The organism is Pseudomonas sp. MWU13-2517 (assembly GCF_023242545.1).
Lineage (GTDB): Bacteria > Pseudomonadota > Gammaproteobacteria > Pseudomonadales > Pseudomonadaceae > Aquipseudomonas.
The window spans coordinates 1-17,701 of record NZ_JALMFA010000010.1 but is presented as its reverse complement, the minus strand read 5'-3'; the positions used below and the strand labels follow the sequence as shown (position 1 = coordinate 17,701).

Below are 17,701 nucleotides of genomic sequence, written 5' to 3'. Positions count from 1 at the left end.
GCCCTACCCCTGCCGACTTCGCAGCGCCGCCACAACGCTGTAGGTCTGGTCCCTGACACGCCCCGTCGGGTCTTGCAGCGTCAGGAGGACGCGCACACTGCGTATCAACGATTCGTCGGCCGGGTCGCTGTCGTAACGCACCACACCGGTCGATGCAGGCTTGGCCGCCATGCCAAAACTGATGTCGAACGCCCCCACGTTATCGATCAGCACCGCTTTGGCCGGCGCCGCCGGGGTGCTGACTTTCAGTTGACCGGACTCATAGGTGTAGGTGAGCTGGCGCAGTGCAAAGTGCACCTGTCCAGGCGTCGGCGCAGGCGGCGTTCCAGCATACGCCCGGGCAACCGTCCTGCAGTCGGACACCACCGTCCAATCAGGCTTGCCTCCACCCTTACCGACATCCGCAGTGATCAGTGTCAGCGCCGTTGCGTCGCCCGACCTACTCCATCCCACTGGCCGCTCCAAGGTAGCTGGAGCTTCTTCGATAAATGCGGTGGTCAGGCAGCCGAACATACCCGCCTGGCGAATATCCTGCGTCAGCTTGCCCAGGACAAACCGCGCATCGTCTTGCAGAACCATTGCAGCCAATTGGCTGGCGTATGTCATCCGCGTGCTGATTACCACCTGGCTCCCACCCAGCACCAACATGAGCCCTACGGCCAATGCCACCAGCATTTCCACCAGGCTGAATCCGCGTACACGCCGCTTCATTGCAACGCGCCTTGTTCATCGGCCATGCGACTGGTGAGAACGAAAGTCTCCCTGGCTCCCGGGCCGCCTGCCCCCCTGGCTCCTTGCCAACTGATAGTGATGGTGACCTCAGGCCCGCTGATCGACACAGCCCCTTTGGCATCTGCGCCAGCGAAGCCAATGATATTGGCCTCGAAATCATGCAAGTCCAGGTCACGCACGCTGGCGGTCGGGGCATTGGCCGGCGCGGGCTCGGCTCGCGTCCATGAATAATCGATCCCAGGATTGGAGCGAATTCGGTCGAGCATGTCATAGGCAATGAAACTGGCCTGGCTGGTCATCCTGGCGCTCTCGGTGTACTTGAGCGCATTGAGTTGGATTGCCGAGGCCCCCAACAGACCAACAGCCAGAATCAACACCGCTACCAACACTTCGATCAGCGTCATGCCGGTTTGGCGCCATTCGGAGGCGCGCAGAAAAAACGTGTGCGTACGGATTAGCATCACCGTCGTCATCCATGTCGAGGGCCGGGAAAGCAGGAAAAACCTGTTGTGAGCCCCAAGACTAGCGCCGCTTTTTAACCAACGCTGCTCCCGGAACAAAGGGAAATACTTTGGACATAAAAGCCATCATCCAACCCTGGCAGTCGGTAGCTATACCTATCGCTACCCGCGGAATCACCGGCGGCGTCCACGGAGGGACGACCTATGACAGAACGAGGCTTCACCCTGATCGAGTTGTTATTCGGCCTGATGCTGAGCGGCCTGCTGACGCATCTGGCAGTACCCAGCTTCAAAGGGTTGCTCGAATCGCACCAGCAGCGCAGCGCAGCGAACTCGCTGGCGGACGGCCTGCGCTTCGCCCGCAGCGAAGCGCTCGCACGTAATCGCGCGGTGATTGTTCATGCACTGGAGGACGATTGGGGCCGAGGTTGGCGAGTGATCGAGGATGTCAGCGGGCGCGGCCATATGGACGATGACAATCCGATACTGTTGGAGCGACAGGACAGCGGGCGCGCAACGATAGTGGGCAATGGCCCGGTCAGAAGCCAAGTGCGCTTCAGCGGATTGGGCGAACCGGTTTTTCAGGGAGGAGGCTTCCGTGCCGGCACCGTGCACATATGTGACACGGGCCAGGCACAAAGCCTGTATCAGGTGGTGCTGGCTCCCAGCGGCCGCATCAGCCTGCGCAGTGATAAAACCGAGCAGGCATTATGTCGAGGCTGATCCGGCACGTCGTGGCTCAGAGCAAAGAGCGAACCCGCAGTTCCTTGGGCATGGAGAACGTGATGTTCTCTTCACGGCCGGCCAGCTCATCCGCGCCGGTCGCCCCCCAGGCCTGCAACTGTTGGATCACGCCACGCACCAGGACTTCTGGAGCCGAAGCACCGGCCGTGATACCGATACGCTCAACGCCATCGAACCAGCTGCGTTGCATGTCTTCGGCACCGTCGATCAGGTAGGCCGGCGTAGCCATGCGCTCGGCCAGCTCGCGCAGGCGATTGGAGTTGGAGCTGTTCGGGCTGCCGACCACCAGAACCACGTCGCATTCGTTGGCCAATTGCTTGACCGCGTCCTGACGGTTTTGTGTGGCGTAGCAAATGTCATCCTTGCGCGGGCCACCGATATCCGGGAATCGCGCGCGCAGGGCGTCGATAACACGGCTGGTGTCGTCCATGGACAAGGTGGTCTGCGTCACGAAAGCCAACCGTTCAGGGTTTTGTACCTGCAAGTTGGCGACGTCCTTTTCATCTTCTACCAGATAGATGGCACCGCCGTTGCTGGCGTCGTACTGGCCCATGGTGCCTTCGACTTCCGGGTGACCGGCATGGCCGATCAGGATGCACTCACGTCCATCGCGACTGTAGCGTGCGACTTCGATATGCACCTTGGTGACCAATGGGCAGGTGGCGTCGAATACTTTCAGGCCACGGCCGGCAGCTTCGGTACGCACGGCCTGGGAAACGCCATGGGCGCTGAAGATGACGATAACGTCGTCCGGCACCTGATCGAGTTCTTCAACAAAAATGGCACCGCGTGCGCGCAGGTCTTCGACCACGAACTTGTTGTGGACAACTTCGTGGCGCACATAAATCGGCGGCCCGAAGACTTCCAGGGCGCGATTGACGATTTCGATCGCCCGGTCCACGCCGGCGCAGAAGCCACGGGGGTTGGCGAGTTTGATTTGCATGCTGTGCCTCGTGTCTTGCCTGCAGGAACGAGCTTGTGTGGCGAGGGAGCTTGATCCCCCGCCACACAAGTCCGGCGCTGCAATAGGCCGATTCGTCAGTTAGATCGCTTTAACGTCGATGATTTCCACATCAAACGTCAAGGTTTTACCGGCCAGCGGGTGGTTGAAGTCGATGGTCACTTGCGCGTCATCGAAGGCTTTGACTACACCTGGCAGCTCGGTATTCGCCGCATCGTTGAAGATCACCAGCAAGCCTTCCGACAGGTCCATGCCTTCAAACTGCGAACGCGCAATGATCTGCACATTCTGCGGGTTGGGCTGGCCAAAGGCATTTTCCGGCAGGATCTGCAGGTTGCGCTTATCGCCGGCCTTGAACCCGAATAGCGCCGCTTCGAAACCCGGCAGCAGGTTGCCATCACCGACTTTGAAGGTCGCCGGGGCCTTGTCGAAGGTGCTGTCGACCGTGTCGCCATTCTCCAGGCGCAATGCGAAATGCAAAGTGACTTCCGTGTTCTGGCCGATCCGTTGTTCAGTCACTACCTGATCAGTCATTGACGGTCTCTCCGGTTTTCTTGCTTTTGAACATGTCCAACGCCAGCATCACCGCACCGACGGTGATGGCGCTGTCGGCAAAGTTGAACGCCGGGAAATACCAGCGATTCTGCCAATGCACCAGGATGAAGTCGATAACATGGCCCAGGGCAATGCGGTCATAGAGGTTGCCCAGCGCACCGCCCAGCACCAGGGCCAGGGCGATGGCAAGCCAGGTATCGTCGCGCCCCAGGCGCTTGAGCCAGACCACCAGCACGGCACTGACCACCACGGCAATCAGGGCGAACAGCCAACGCTGCCAGCCGCCACTGTCGGCGAGGAAACTGAAAGCAGCGCCAGTGTTGTAGGCCAGTGTCCAGCTGAAGTAATCCGGGATCACCACGATCTGCTGGAACATTTCCAGAGCACCCTCGAAGTGAGCCTTGCTGGCCTGGTCAATGACCAGGACCAGCACACTCAATACGAGCCAGCCCAGGCGCCCGAAGCGACTGGCTTTAGGCATGTTTCCACTAGGCATAGTGGCGAACCTCGCCGGCACCGCTGATGTTGTCGACGCAACGACCACAGATTTCCGGATGCTCAGGATTCACACCGACATCTTCACGGCAGTGCCAGCAACGGGCGCACTTGGGGAACGCCGACTTGACGACTTTGAGCTTGAGGCCCGGCACTTCGGTGACCACGGCGTCTGCCGGCGCTTGGGCGAACGGTGCCAGGCTGGCCGTCGAGGTGATGAGCACGAAGCGCAGCTCGTTGCTCAGCTTGGCCAGGTCGGCCGTCAGGCCATCTTCGGCAAACAGGGTGACTTCGGCTTGCAGGTTGCCACCGACGGCCTTGGCCGCGCGCTGGACTTCCAGCTCCTTGTTCACCGCAACCTTGACGGCCATTACGCCCTCCCAGTATTCGCGGCCCAATTCGAAGTCCGCCGGCAGTTCGGTCAGACCTTCGTACCAGGTGTTGAGCATCACGGATTCGTTGCGCTCGCCCGGCAGGTATTCCCACAGCTCATCGGCGGTGAAGGCCAGGATCGGTGCGATCCAGCGCACCAGCGCCTCACTGATGTGGTACAGCGCGGTCTGCGCCGAACGGCGTGCCTTGCTGTTGGCGCCGGTGGTGTACTGGCGATCCTTGATGATGTCGAGGTAGAAACCACCCAACTCCTGCACGCAGAAGTTGTGGATCTTCGAGTAAACGTTCCAGAAACGGTATTCGCCGTAGTGCTCCTGCAACTCGCGCTGCAGCAACAGGGTACGGTCCACGGCCCAACGATCCAGGGCGAGCATGTCCTCGGCCGGCACGATGTCGGTGGCCGGGTTGAAGCCGGTCAGGTTCGACAACAGGAAGCGTGCGGTATTACGGATGCGACGGTAGGCATCGGCACTGCGCTGCAGGATCTGCTCCGACACAGCCATTTCGCCCGAATAGTCCGTCGAGGCCACCCACAGGCGCATGATGTCGGCACCCAGCGTGTCATTGACCTTTTGCGGCGCAATTACGTTGCCCAGGGACTTGGACATCTTGCGACCGTTTTCATCAACGGTGAAACCGTGGGTCAGCAGTTCGCGGTACGGGGCGTGGTTATCGATGGCGCAACCAGTGAGCAAGGACGAATGGAACCAGCCACGGTGTTGGTCCGAACCTTCCAGGTACAGATCGGCGCGAGGACCTGTCTCGTGGCCCATAGGGTGGGAACCACGCAGCACGTGCCAGTGGGTGGTGCCGGAGTCGAACCATACGTCGAGGGTGTCGCTGATCTTGTCGTACAACGGTGCTTCGTCGCCCAACAGCTCGGCGGCGTCCAGCTTGAACCAGGCTTCGATGCCTTCCTGCTCGACTCGTTGGGCCACGACTTCCATCAGCTCAACGGTACGAGGGTGCAGCTCGCCGCTTTCCTTGTTGAGGAAGAACGGAATCGGCACACCCCAGTTACGCTGGCGGGAGATGCACCAGTCCGGACGGTTGGCAATCATCGAGTGCAGGCGCGCCTGGCCCCAGGCCGGGATGAAGCCTGTGTCTTCGATGGCTTTGAGCGAGCGCACGCGCAGGGTGTCGCCGCTGACCGGCTCTTTGTCCATGCCGATGAACCACTGCGCGGTAGCGCGGTAGATCAGCGGGGTCTTGTGACGCCAGCAGTGCATGTAGCTGTGCTGGATGGTAGCGGACTGCAGAAGTGCACCGACTTCGCTCAGCTTTTCGATGATCGCCTTGTCGGCCTTGAAGATGAACTGGCCACCAAAGAACTCCAGCGATGGCACGTAAACGCCATTGCTTTGCACCGGGTTGATGATGTCATCGTTGACCATGCCGTATTTCTTGCAGATCACAAAGTCGTCCACGCCGTAGGCAGGCGAGCAGTGGACCACACCGGTACCCGAGCCCAGTTCAACGTAGTCGGCCAGGTAAACCGGCGACAGGCGGTCATAGAACGGGTGGCGGAAGTTGATCAGTTCCAACGCGGAACCGGTCGTCGTGGCGATCACCGAACCTTGCAGGTTGTAACGCGCCAGGCACGACTCGACCATTTCCTCGGCCAGCACCAGCAGGCGGTCACCGACGTCCACCAGGGCATAGGTGAACTCCGGGTGCACGTTCAGTGCCTGGTTGGCGGGGATGGTCCACGGGGTGGTGGTCCAGATCACGATGGCCGCCGGCTTGCCCAGGCTCGTCAGGCCAAAGGCCTCGGCCAGTTTGGCGTCTTCCGCAATCGGGAAGGCCACGTCGATGGTCGAGGACTTCTTGTCTTCGTACTCGACTTCCGCTTCGGCCAGGGCCGAACCGCAGTCGAAGCACCAGTTCACGGGCTTGAGTCCCTTGAACACGAAGCCACCCTTGACGATTTCGGCCAAGGCACGGATTTCACCGGCCTCGTTCTTGAAGTCCATGGTCTTGTACGGGTTGGCCCAGTCGCCCAATACACCCAGACGGATGAATTCGGACTTCTGCCCTTCGATCTGCTCGGTGGCGTAGGCACGGCACAGTTCGCGGGTTTTATCCGCGCCCAGGTTCTTGCCATGGGTCACTTCGACTTTGTGCTCGATCGGCAGACCGTGGCAGTCCCAACCCGGGACATAAGGTGCGTCAAAACCCGAAAGGGTTTTCGAGCGGATGATCATGTCCTTGAGAATCTTGTTCAGCGCATGACCGATGTGAATCGTGCCGTTGGCATAAGGAGGGCCGTCGTGCAGGACGAATTTCGGACGATCCTTGCCAATTTCGCGCAACTTTCCGTACAGGCCAATACTGTCCCAGCGCTGCAGGATCTGCGGTTCGCGCTGTGGCAGGCCGGCCTTCATTGGGAAGGCGGTGTCCGGAAGGTTTAGCGTGGCTTTATAGTCGGTCATTTAAGGCTCTTCGGTTAGCGATGGGCGCTAGGTGCGGCTAGTGCACGGGCGGCGGCGACATCCGCATTGATCGCCGTTTTCAACGCCTCAAGGGAGGCGAAACGCTGCTCTTCACGCAGCTTCTGGTGGAAAACCACCGTCAAACGCCGGTCATACAAATCACCGGCAAAATCCAAAAGGTGTACTTCCAGGTGGGCCTTGCCATCACCTGCAACCGTGGGCCTGACGCCTATATTGGCGACTCCCGGCCACGATTGGCCGTCGATGTCGACACTCACCAGGTAAACCCCGGTCAGCGGCACACGGCGACGCTTGAGTTGCACGTTGGCGGTTGGCGTACCCAGTTGGCGCGCCAGCTTCTGGCCGTGCAATACACGCCCGGCAATGCGGAACGGGCGACCGAGCAGACGCTCGGCCAAGGCGAAGTCGGCAGCGGCCAGTGCATTACGCACCTGGGTGCTGCTTACGCGCAGGCCATCCAGTTCGACGGTTTGCGCGGCTTCGACGGTAAAACCCTGGTTGACGCCGGCGTGTTGCAGGAAATCGAAATCTCCTACGCGGTCGCAACCGAAACGGAAGTCGTCGCCGACCTCCAAGTGTTGCACACCCAAGCCGTCCACCAGGATACGGTCGACGAATTCGGCGGCGCTGAGGCTTTGCAAACGCTGGTTGAAGGCCAGGCAGAGGACTCGGTCCACCCCCTCTTCAGCCAGCAACTGCAACTTGTCGCGCAAGCGGGCCAGACGGGCCGGCGCCGTTTCCGGGGTGAAAAATTCCCGCGGCTGCGGCTCAAAAATCACCACGCAGCTGGGTACACCCAACTCGACCGCTCGCTCACGCAGCCGGGCCAGGATAGCCTGGTGACCACGGTGAACACCGTCAAAGTTGCCAATAGTGGCGACGCAGCCCCGATGCTGGGGGCGCAGGTTGTGGAGACCTCGAACCAGCTGCATAACGCGCTTCTTGCTCATAAAGTGGTCGATTATAACCACACCCGGCCCCGGACGACAGGCAACAGCGCAGGCCAAGTGAGTCGATTCGATAAAACAATCGTTTTATTCAGGCAAAGTCCCTAGCTCAGGGACTTGCGATTGAAATCACGCAGGCGAAAGCCTTGCAGCAGCAACATGCCGAAGTAAGCCACAACACCTGCAACCACCAGCACGCCCAGGCGCATGAAGCGCTCCAGCATGTGCCCTTCGTCCCAGGCGGGCATGAAGTGCATCAACCCCAATAGCACCGCAGACATCACGCCCACCGCGACCAGCAGCTTGAGCGCAAAGATGCCCCAACCCGGTTGCGGCAGGAACATCTGCTGCTTGCGCAGTTGATAGAACAGCAAGCCGGCATTGATACAGGCACCGGCACTAATGGCCAGGGCCAATCCGGCGTGAGCCAGCGGGCCAATGAACACCAGGTTGAGCAATTGCGTGACGATCAGCGTGAAGATCGCGATTTTCACTGGCGTACGGATGTTTTGTTGAGCATAAAAGCCCGGCGCCAGCACCTTGATCACAATGATACCGAGCAGCCCTACAGAGTAGGCAATCAACGCACGCTGGGTCATGGAGGCATCAAACGCGCTGAATTGGCCGTACTGGAACAACGATACCGTCAGCGGTTCAGCCAGAATCCCCAGGGCCAGGGCACAAGGCAACACCAGCACGAAGCACAAGCGCAGCCCCCAATCGAGAATACGCGAGTATTCCTGGCGGTCTTTGCCGGCATAGGTGCGCGACAGGGTCGGCAGCAAAATCGTGCCCAAGGCCACACCGAGCACGCCGGACGGCAACTCCATCAGTCGATCGGCGTAGTACATCCACGACACCGAGCCAGACACCAGCAACGAGGCGAAGGCGGTGTTGATGATCAGGGAAATCTGGCTGACCGATACACCGAGGATCGCCGGCAACATGTTGCGCATTACACGCCAGACACCGGTGTCCTTCAGGTTGAGCCGCGGCAGCACGAGCATGCCGATCTTTTTCAGGTGCGGCAGCTGGTACAACAATTGCGCCAGGCCACCTGCCAGCACCGCCCAACCCAGGGCCATCACGGGCGGATCGAAGTACGGCGTGAGGTACACCGCGAAGATAATCATGCTCACGTTGAGCAAGGTCGGCACGAACGCCGGCACCGAGAAACGATTCCAGGTATTCAGGACGGCGCCAGCCAGGGATGAGAGCGAAATGAGCAATATATAAGGGAAGGTCACACGCAGCAGATCAGTGGTCAGCGCGAATTTTTCCGGTGTATTGGCAAAACCCGGGGCCGTGGCCCAGATCACCCAGGGGGCGGCGAGCATGCCGGCAATGGTGACCAGCATCAAAACCAGCGTCAGCAGGCCCGAGACATAGGCAAGAAAAGTGCGGGTCGCTTCTTCGCCCTGCTGGGACTTGTATTCCGCCAGGATCGGTACGAATGCTTGGGAAAATGCGCCCTCGGCGAAGATCCGACGCAGCAGGTTGGGCAGTTTGAAGGCAATAAAGAAGGCGTCCGTGGCCATGCTGGCGCCAAAAATACGCGCCAACAGGGTGTCACGCACGAACCCCAATACCCGGGAGATCATTGTGATAGAGCTGACCGCAGCCAACGATTTGAGCAGATTCATTGAAAGAGTTTGCGCCTATAGATAAACAGCAGGCGAACAAAGCGCCCACTTATGCGATACTGCGCACCTGCAGCAGCACAGAGCCAAAGCTCGCGAGTTTACAGGTCAAGCGCCGGAAATAAATCACCCGCCTCTTCAGATCGACCACTCAGCAGTTCGCATCAGCCACCCTTGACAACACTTCAAGTCATCGGCATGATTCGCGGCCTATTTTGTTTGCTATTTCCTAAAAAGTCTTTCGAGGAGCTCGACGGTGGCCAACTCACCTTCCGCCAAAAAACGTGCAAAACAGGCTGAGAAGCGTCGCAGCCACAACGCCAGCCTGCGTTCCATGGTTCGTACCTACATCAAGAATGTAGTTAAAGCCATCGACACCAAAGACGCTGAAAAAGCTCAAGCTGCTTACGTTCTGGCTGTGCCGGTTATCGACCGTATGGCCGATAAGGGCATCATCCACAAGAACAAGGCCGCTCGTCATAAGAGCCGCCTGAATGGCCACATCAAGGCTCTGAACGTTGCTGCTGCAGCCTAAGTGGTAACAACTGCAACGCGGGTTTACCGGCGTAACAGTTAAGAAATGCCCCGTACCGAAAGGTCCGGGGCATTTTTGTTTGTGCTCAGAAAATAAACATCCTGCCTCGAACCCCAGGCAAAAAAACGCCCCGAACCAGTCGGGGCGTTTTTGCTACCAGCCGATCAACGTATCAATCAGTGGTGGTGACCGCCTTCACCGTGGACGTGACCGTGAGCCACTTCTTCCTGGGAAGCGTCGCGGATGGCAACGATCTTCACTTGGAAGTTCAGGCGCTGGCCAGCCAGGGGGTGGTTACCGTCGACAGTCACGTCATCGCCATCCAGATCGCGGATAGTGACGATCTGCATTTGGCCGTCTGGCGCGGAAGCGTGGAACTGCATGCCCACTTCCAGCTCGTCGACGCCTTCGAACATGCTGCGGCTCAGAGTGCTGACCAGTTCGGCGGAGTATTCGCCGTAAGCGTCTTCCGGCTCTACGACAACGTTCAGTTCATCGCCAACGCTCTTGCCTTCCAGAGCCTTTTCCAGGCCCGGGATGATGTTCCCTGCGCCTTGCAGGTAGACCAGCGGCGCGCCGCCGGCTGAGCTGTCGATGACCTCACCAGCGTCGTTGGTCAGGGTATAGTCGATGGAGACAGCCTTGTTAGCGGCGATCGTCATGGGGCGAGACCTTTTGCATAAGAATGAAGAACGGACAAGTCTAAACAAGGATTTGCCCGAAAGCGAACAGAACCCGGACAGACGGGACCGACCAACGGCATCCTTTATCATCGGGTTCCACCAGGACGACGACCAGCACTGGGTCGCCGAGCTCTCTTGCGGTCACACCCAGCACCTGCGCCACCAGCCGCCCTGGCAGTCCAGGGCGTGGGTACTCGATACCGCACAACGCCTCGAAAAAATAGGCCAACCCTTTACCTGCGGCTGGTGTGCGCAAGGGCACGAATAACGATAACCTTGATGCCTGATTCCCGGCAGGCGCTCAACCATAGAGCACCGCCGAAGCCATGCACCTCCAGAGAATTCGCATGCAGACTTTTTTTATCGCGCCCACCGATTTTGGTGTGGGTCTGACCTCCATCAGCCTTGGGCTGGTGCGTACCCTTGAGCGAGCCGGGTTGAAAGTCGGTTTCTTCAAACCGATTGCCCAGCCGCACCCCGGCGACACGGGCCCGGAACGCTCCACCGAACTGGTGGCGCGCACTCACGGCCTGAAACCGCCACAACCCCTGGGCCTGGCCCACGTCGAGCGCATGCTGGGCGACGGCCAGCTTGATGAGCTGCTCGAAGAAATCATCACGCTGTATCAGCAGGCCGCCGTGGGCAAGGATGTGTTGATCGTCGAAGGCATGGTACCGACCCGCAGCGCCAGTTACGCGGCTCGAGTCAACCTGCACCTGGCCAAGAGCCTCGATGCCGAGGTGATCCTTGTATCCGCCCCGGAAAACGAAGTGCTCACCGAGCTTTCCGGCCGAGTCGAATTGCAGGCGCAGCTGTTCGGTGGGCCGAAAGATCCGAAAGTGCTGGGCGTAATCCTCAACAAAGTGCGCACCGACGAAAGCATCGAAGCCTTCTCGGCGCGCCTGAAAGAGCATTCGCCGTTGTTGCGCAGTGGGGATTTCCGCCTGCTCGGCTGCATCCCCTACCAGCCCGAGCTCAACGCTCCGCGCACCCGCGACGTAGCCGACCTGATGGGCGCGCAGATCCTCAATGCCGGCGATTATGAAAGCCGGCGCATGACTAAAATCATCATTTGCGCGCGTACCATGCGCAACACCGTGGAGCTGCTCAAACCCGGCGTACTGGTGGTGACGCCGGGCGACCGCGACGACATCATCCTCGCGGTCAGCCTCGCGGCGATCAACGGCGTGCCTCTGGCCGGACTGCTGCTGACCAGTGACACCCTGCCCGACCCGCGCATCATGGATTTGTGCCGTGGCGCACTCCAGGCCGGGCTGCCGGTGCTGTCGGTGAGCACAGGCTCCTACGACACGGCGAACCTGCTCAACAGCCTCAACAAAGAAATCCCTATCGACGACCGCGAGCGCGCCGAGATCATCACCGATTTCGTCGCCAGCCACCTGGACGCGCGCTGGCTGCACCAACGTTGCGGCACGCCACGGGAAATGCGCCTGTCACCGGCGGTATTCCGTTATCAATTGATTCAACGCGCCCAGGCCGCCAACAAGCGCATCGTATTGCCCGAAGGCAGTGAACCGCTGACCGTGCAAGCCGCCGCCATCTGCCAGGCCCGCGGCATTGCCCGCTGTGTGCTGCTGGCCAAGCCGGCGGATGTGGAAGCCGTCGCCCGCGCCCAGGGCATTGAATTGCCGGAGGGCCTGGAGATTCTTGACCCGGACCTGATTCGCCAGCGTTACGTCGAACCGATGGTTGCGCTGCGCAAGAGCAAAAGCCTCAACGCGCCGATGGCCGAGCAGCAGTTGGAGGACAACGTGGTGATCGCCACCATGATGCTCGCGCTGGATGAAGTGGACGGCCTGGTTTCCGGCGTCATCCACTCCACCGCCAACACCATCCGTCCCGCCCTGCAGCTGATTAAAACAGCACCGGGTTGCACGCTGGTGTCGTCGGTGTTCTTCATGCTGTTTCCCGAGCAGGTACTGGTGTACGGCGACTGCGTGATGAATCCGCACCCGAGCGCGGCCGAGCTGGCAGAGATCGCCCTGCAAAGCGCCGACTCGGCCGCCGCGTTCGGCATTACCCCACGCGTGGCGATGATCAGCTATTCCAGCGGTGACTCAGCCAGCGGCGAGGAAGTTGAAAAAGTCCGCGAAGCCACCCTGCTCGCCCACGAACAGCAAAGCTCATTGCTGATCGACGGCCCCTTGCAGTACGACGCCGCCGCCAACGAAACCGTCGCCCGGCAGTTGGCGCCCAACAGCCAGGTCGCCGGTAAAGCCACAGTCTTTGTGTTCCCGGACCTGAACACCGGCAACACCACGCACAAGGCCGTGCAACGCAGCGCCGACTGCGTAAGCCTGGGGCCGATGCTCCAGGGCCTGCGCAAGCCGGTGAACGACCTGCCACGCGGCGCTCAAGTCGACGACATCGTGTACACCATCGCATTGACTGCGATCCAAGCCGCCAACCGCCCCATGGATATCTAAATGCTGGATTTTCTACCTGCCGCCGTGCGCGGAGTCATTGCTTCGCTGTTGCTGGCGTTGAACACGATCCTGCTGTGTTCGTTCCTGTTTATCGTGGCCTTGTTCAAGGCGCTGCCGTTTGCCAAGCGCTTCAGCGAATGGCTGATGAACCACACCCATGAAGCCTGGGTCACCAACAACAAGGGCTGGATGAATCTGGTGCAGCGCACTCGCTGGCACCTGACCGGCTTTGAGGGCCTGGACTACCAACACTCGTATCTGGTGACCAGCAACCACCAGAGCTGGGTTGACATCATGGTGTTGCAATACGTGCTGAACCGGCGGATCCGCCCGCTGAAATTTTTCCTCAAGCAGGAACTGATCTGGGTGCCGGTGATTGGCCTGGCGTGGTGGGCGCTGGGCTTTCCGTTCATGAAGCGCTACACCAAGGCCTATCTGGAAAAGCACCCGGAGAAGAAAGGCAAAGACCTGGAAACCACCCGCAAGACCTGCGCGAAATTTCGCGACAACCCCGTCGGCATCTTCAACTTCGCCGAAGGCACGCGATTTACCCCAGGCAAACATGCACAGCAGAAGTCGCCGTTCCGCTACCTGCTCAAGCCCAAGGCCGGTGGTATCGCCTTTGTACTGGATGCCATGGGCGAGCAGTTGAAGTCACTGGTCAACGTGACCATCCACTACCCCGCCGGGCGCCCGGGCTACTGGGATTTGCTGTGCGGGAATGTGAAGGACGTGGTCGTGCAGTTTGAAGAGGTACGGATTCCGGCCGAGTTCATTGGCAAGAATTATGAACAGGACGAGATATATCGGGTGGCATTCCAAGGCTGGATCAACCAGCTGTGGGAAGACAAGGACGCCCTCCTGGAGAAGCTGCACACGCAATTCCCAGGCAAAAAATAATCATCATGTGTGAGGGGGCTTGCTCCCGACGGTAACGCGCCTGTCAGCTGAGGCCGTGACTGGCACTCGGCAATCGTGAACAAGCTCTCCCCTGCAGTTGATCTGCGCTGACCGTAAGTGCATGAAAAAGCCCGCCACCGATCACTCGGTGGCGGGCTTATTTGTGCTGGAGCGGTTTAGATCGCGCCGCGCTGACGCAACAACTCGAGCACCTGCTTGACGCTCTCTTCCAACGACAGCGCCTGGGTGTCGAGCACCAGATCGGCGTTCAACGGCACGTCATACGGGAAGGATTCGCCAGGGATGTTATCCCCTCCGGCAGCGTACAGGCCTTGCGGATCACGCTCGGCGCACACCAGCGGCGACGCTTGTACATAGACGGTCAGAAGACGGTCGGCACCGATCAGTGCCTTGGCCTGTTCGCGGCCTTCGGCATCCGGCGCAACGAACGCGGCCAGGGTCAGCAGGCCGGCTTCGTTGAACTGGCGCGCCACGTGGGCGGCACGCCGCCAGTTTTCAGTGCGACCAGCACGGTCCTGCGGCAGCCCTTTGTTCAGGTCGTGACGCAGGTTCTGGCCATCCAGCACGAATACCGCCCGGCCCATGTCGAACAGCTTGCGCTCAACCGCGTAGGCCAAGGTACTTTTGCCGGCGCCCGACAAGCCGCTGAACAACACGGTGGCCGGCTGCTGGCCGAAGCGCAGCGCACGCTCCTCGGTGGCGACATGAGCCAATTTACCGTGCTGTGCCGCACTGCCATGGCCAACCGGTGGCGCGATGATCATGCCTGCGGCTACGGTGCCGTTGGTCAAACGGTCGATGACGATAAACGCACCCGTGGTGCGGTTGCTGTCGTAGCCGTCCAGGGCAATGGCGGCGTCGAGGCTGACCTTGACCCGGCCGATCTCGTTCAATTGCAACGAACTCGCCGGGCCTTCGGCCAGGGTGTTCACGTCTACGCGGTGCACGATGCTGGTGATGGAACCCGGCACATAGCTGGTAGCGCGCTTGATGTCGTATTTCTTGCCAGGCAGCATCGGCTCTTCAGCCATCCAGACCAGCATGGCGTCGAAAGCGTCAGTCACTTGCGGCACATTGTCGGCATGCACCAGCAGGTCGCCACGGGAGATGTCGATCTCGTCTTCCATGGTCAGGGTCACGGCCTGGCCTGGGCCTGCGTGCTCCAGTTCGCCTTCGAAGGTGACGATGGATTTGACACGGCTGCTCTTGCCCGAAGGCAGCACCACCACTTCGTCGCCCTTGTGCACAATGCCGCTGGCCAGGGTGCCGGCGAAACCGCGGAAGTTCAGGTTCGGGCGGTTGACGTACTGCACCGGGAAACGCAAATCGGTGTAGTTGCGGTCGTTGGCGATCTCGACGGTTTCGAGAATCTCCATCAGCGACTGGCCGGTGTACCAAGGCGAACGCTCGCTCTTGTTCACCACGTTGTCGCCCTTGAGCGCGGACATCGGTACGAATGCCAGGGTACTCGGCTTGAAGGCGATACCGTCGGCAAACTTCAGGTAATCGGCCTTGATCTGCTCGAATACGCTTTGGTCAAAGCCATTGATGTCCATCTTGTTGACGGCCACCACGATATGTTTGATACCCAGCAACGAGGCGATAAAGCTGTGGCGACGGGTCTGGGTCTGCACGCCATAACGCGCATCGATCAGAATGATCGCCAGGTCACAGGTGGATGCACCGGTGGCCATGTTGCGGGTGTACTGCTCATGGCCGGGGGTGTCGGCAATGATGAATTTGCGCTTGGCGGTAGAGAAGTAGCGGTAGGCAACATCGATGGTGATGCCCTGCTCGCGCTCAGCCTGCAAGCCGTCGACCAGCAAGGCCAGGTCGATGTCGTCACCGGTGGTGCCGACTTTCTTCGAATCGCGGGTAATGGCTTCCAGGTGATCTTCGTAGATCATCTTGGAGTCGTGCAGCAGACGCCCGATCAGGGTGCTCTTGCCGTCGTCGACGTTGCCGCAGGTCAGGAAGCGCAACATTTCCTTGCGCTCGTGCTGGCCCAGGTAGGCGAGGATGTCCTCGCTGATCAAATCAGATTGATGGCTCATCGGGTTCAAGCTCCAAGCTGTAAGCTTCAAGCGGCAAGCTTGTCGGCGTACAGCTAGTCAGAAATTTTGTTGATCAGGCCGCAGAGCATTTTTGAGAGCTCGCGGGTTTCTGCAATCCAGTTATCAGCCATTGGTTGGGCGATGTAAGCGATGTCACTGCCGATGAGAATCTGTGTTCGTAATTCTCCACAAGAGCCCTTCGCAATCCAGAGAAAAACGTACCTTTTCTTTGGCACCGCGACGCTCCATCCCTTCAGCAATATTGGAAGGTACCGAAAGCGCTGAGCGAGTGATTTGGTCCTTGAAACCAAGATCCCTGCATTGAGCAAACTCTCGGTAAATTCTCACCGCTAGACACTTGCTTCTCTGCCAGACAACCAACTTCTCGAAATCCATTACGAGTCACTCAAACGCGGCTCGCAACGACCGGCTGCAAGCACCAAACTGCAAATTACGCATAACGCCTTTGACTTGCAGCTTGCCGCTTGTAAGTCGACGCTTAAAAGTATCCCTGCCGTTTTTTGTCTTCCATCGAGCCAGCACCATCGTGATCGATGACACGGCCCTGGCGCTCGGAAGTTCGCGTCAGGAGCATTTCCTGAATGATGTCCGTCAGCGTCTCGGCTTCGGACTCCACCGCGCCCGTCAACGGGTAGCAGCCAAGGGTGCGGAAACGCACTTTCTTTTTGACGATTCGGGCTTTTTCTTCGTCGGACAGGTGCTCAAGGATGCGGTCGTCGTCGATCATGATCAACGTGCCGTTCTTCTCGATCACATCGCGCTCGGCGGCGAAATACAGCGGCACGATCGGAATGCCTTCCAGGTAGATGTACTGCCAGATGTCCAGCTCGGTCCAGTTGGACAGCGGGAACACGCGGATCGACTCGCCCTTGTTGACGTTGCCGTTGTAGACGTTCCACAGCTCGGGACGCTGGTTCTTCGGGTCCCAGCGGTGTTTGCTGTCGCGGAACGAGTACACACGCTCTTTGGCGCGGGATTTCTCTTCATCGCGACGGGCACCGCCGAAGGCTGCGTCGAAACCATGCTTGTCCAGGGCCTGCTTGAGGCCCTCGGTCTTCATGATGTCGGTGTGCTTGGCGCTGCCGTGAGTGAATGGGTTGATGCCCTGCGCCACGCCATCCGGGTTGATGTGGGTGATCAGGTCCAGGCCCAGTTCTTCGACCATTTGGTCGCGGAACTTGTACATCTCCTGGAATTTCCAGCGGGTGTCGACGTGCATCACCGGAAACGGCAACTTGCCCGGAAAAAAAGCCTTGCGTGCCAGATGCAGCATCACGGCGGAGTCTTTACCGATCGAGTAGAGCATCACCGGGTTGTCGAACTCGGCGGCGACCTCGCGGATGATGTGGATGCTTTCCGCCTCCAGCTGTTTCAGATGCGTCAGTTTGTCGACCATGGTTACTCACGGAAAAACGATCTTGTGGACGGCCAGCGGGCCGTGTTCGAGCGAGGCATGCTAGCACAGCACCTTCTTCTATTCAGGGAGCCATCTAGATCGAAACGGTATATGAATATGCCCCACGGTTTGGGCCTGTACGTGAGGGGGCTTACCCTAATGCCAGTCAGTTAAGAAGGAGAAAGGCTAAAAAGTAACCTGTGGCGAGGGAGCTTGCTCCCGTTGGGCTGCGCAGCAGTCCCATGCTTTGTAAACAAAGAGCG

At 59.5% G+C, this 17,701-nt stretch carries 15 protein-coding genes and 2 pseudogenes; 5 read left to right on the top strand and 12 right to left on the bottom strand.

Annotated features, from left to right (window positions below; all coding sequences use genetic code 11):
* Positions 1-3: 3 nt before the first annotated feature.
* On the bottom strand, positions 4-711 hold the full coding sequence (locus tag M5B97_RS15670; protein ID WP_248731968.1) for a prepilin-type N-terminal cleavage/methylation domain-containing protein: 708 nt from the start codon (positions 709-711) through the stop codon (positions 4-6).
* Positions 708-1,193, bottom strand: a complete 486-nt coding sequence (gene pilV / locus M5B97_RS15665; RefSeq protein WP_248731967.1) for a type IV pilus modification protein PilV — start codon at positions 1,191-1,193, stop codon at positions 708-710. The genes M5B97_RS15670 and pilV overlap by 4 nt, the downstream gene beginning before the upstream one ends.
* Positions 1,194-1,397: 204 nt before the next feature.
* On the opposite strand from pilV, the pseudogene M5B97_RS15660 reads away from it, so the two are divergent.
* Positions 1,398-1,979: pseudogene (locus M5B97_RS15660) on the top strand (GspH/FimT family pseudopilin).
* Here the strand turns inward: M5B97_RS15660 and ispH are convergent.
* From ispH to murJ, 6 genes are all read right to left on the bottom strand, one after another.
* Positions 1,933-2,880, bottom strand: a complete 948-nt coding sequence (ispH, locus tag M5B97_RS15655; RefSeq protein WP_123714502.1) for a 4-hydroxy-3-methylbut-2-enyl diphosphate reductase — start codon at positions 2,878-2,880, stop codon at positions 1,933-1,935. The pseudogene M5B97_RS15660 and the gene ispH overlap by 47 nt on opposite strands.
* A 99-nt stretch (positions 2,881-2,979) precedes the next feature.
* Positions 2,980-3,432: a peptidylprolyl isomerase gene (locus M5B97_RS15650; protein WP_123714501.1), complete on the bottom strand. Its 453-nt coding sequence runs from the start codon at positions 3,430-3,432 to the stop codon at positions 2,980-2,982.
* Entirely contained in the window at positions 3,425-3,934 is a 510-nt protein-coding gene (gene lspA / locus M5B97_RS15645; RefSeq protein WP_123714500.1) for a signal peptidase II, read from the bottom strand. The genes M5B97_RS15650 and lspA overlap by 8 nt, the downstream gene beginning before the upstream one ends.
* A 7-nt stretch (positions 3,935-3,941) precedes the next feature.
* Positions 3,942-6,773 carry an isoleucine--tRNA ligase gene (gene ileS, locus M5B97_RS15640; protein WP_248731966.1) on the bottom strand — a complete coding sequence of 944 codons (2,832 nt, stop codon included), beginning with the start codon at positions 6,771-6,773 and terminating at the stop codon, positions 3,942-3,944.
* Positions 6,774-6,787: 14 nt separating this feature from the next.
* Positions 6,788-7,726, bottom strand: a complete 939-nt coding sequence (gene ribF, locus M5B97_RS15635; RefSeq protein ID WP_053254290.1) for a bifunctional riboflavin kinase/FAD synthetase — start codon at positions 7,724-7,726, stop codon at positions 6,788-6,790.
* Positions 7,727-7,845: 119 nt separating this feature from the next.
* Positions 7,846-9,384, bottom strand: coding sequence for a murein biosynthesis integral membrane protein MurJ (gene murJ, locus M5B97_RS15630; RefSeq protein WP_248731965.1), 1,539 nt, complete (start codon positions 9,382-9,384; stop codon positions 7,846-7,848).
* Positions 9,385-9,637: 253 nt separating this feature from the next.
* On the opposite strand from murJ, the gene rpsT reads away from it, so the two are divergent.
* Entirely contained in the window at positions 9,638-9,916 is a 279-nt protein-coding gene (gene rpsT, locus M5B97_RS15625; protein WP_123714497.1) for a 30S ribosomal protein S20, read from the top strand.
* Positions 9,917-10,092: 176 nt separating this feature from the next.
* Here the strand turns inward: rpsT and M5B97_RS15620 are convergent, their stop codons facing one another.
* Entirely contained in the window at positions 10,093-10,578 is a 486-nt protein-coding gene (locus tag M5B97_RS15620; RefSeq protein ID WP_134658779.1) for a peptidylprolyl isomerase, read from the bottom strand.
* On the opposite strand from M5B97_RS15620, the gene M5B97_RS15615 reads away from it, so the two are divergent.
* From M5B97_RS15615 to M5B97_RS15605, 3 genes are all read left to right on the top strand, one after another.
* Positions 10,577-10,867: a DUF3565 domain-containing protein gene (locus tag M5B97_RS15615; protein WP_248732061.1), complete on the top strand. Its 291-nt coding sequence runs from the start codon at positions 10,577-10,579 to the stop codon at positions 10,865-10,867. The two genes, M5B97_RS15620 and M5B97_RS15615, sit on opposite strands and share 2 nt — an antisense overlap.
* A 79-nt stretch (positions 10,868-10,946) precedes the next feature.
* On the top strand, positions 10,947-13,046 hold the full coding sequence (gene pta / locus M5B97_RS15610; RefSeq protein ID WP_123714494.1) for a phosphate acetyltransferase: 2,100 nt from the start codon (positions 10,947-10,949) through the stop codon (positions 13,044-13,046).
* A complete protein-coding gene (locus M5B97_RS15605) occupies positions 13,047-13,946 on the top strand; it encodes an acyltransferase (protein WP_248731964.1) in 900 nt (299 codons plus the stop codon).
* Between the two features lie 176 nt (positions 13,947-14,122).
* On the opposite strand, the gene cysN is transcribed toward M5B97_RS15605, so the two are convergent.
* The 3 genes and pseudogenes from cysN to cysD all read right to left on the bottom strand — a co-directional run bounded on the left by cysN (position 14,123) and on the right by cysD (position 17,438).
* Positions 14,123-16,021, bottom strand: coding sequence for a sulfate adenylyltransferase subunit CysN (cysN, locus tag M5B97_RS15600; RefSeq protein WP_134658785.1), 1,899 nt, complete (start codon positions 16,019-16,021; stop codon positions 14,123-14,125).
* Positions 16,022-16,074: 53 nt separating this feature from the next.
* Positions 16,075-16,417 (bottom strand): annotated as a pseudogene (locus M5B97_RS15595) (four helix bundle protein).
* A 103-nt stretch (positions 16,418-16,520) separates the two neighbouring features.
* Positions 16,521-17,438, bottom strand: coding sequence for a sulfate adenylyltransferase subunit CysD (gene cysD, locus M5B97_RS15590; RefSeq protein ID WP_123714490.1), 918 nt, complete (start codon positions 17,436-17,438; stop codon positions 16,521-16,523).
* Positions 17,439-17,701 lie beyond the last annotated feature (263 nt).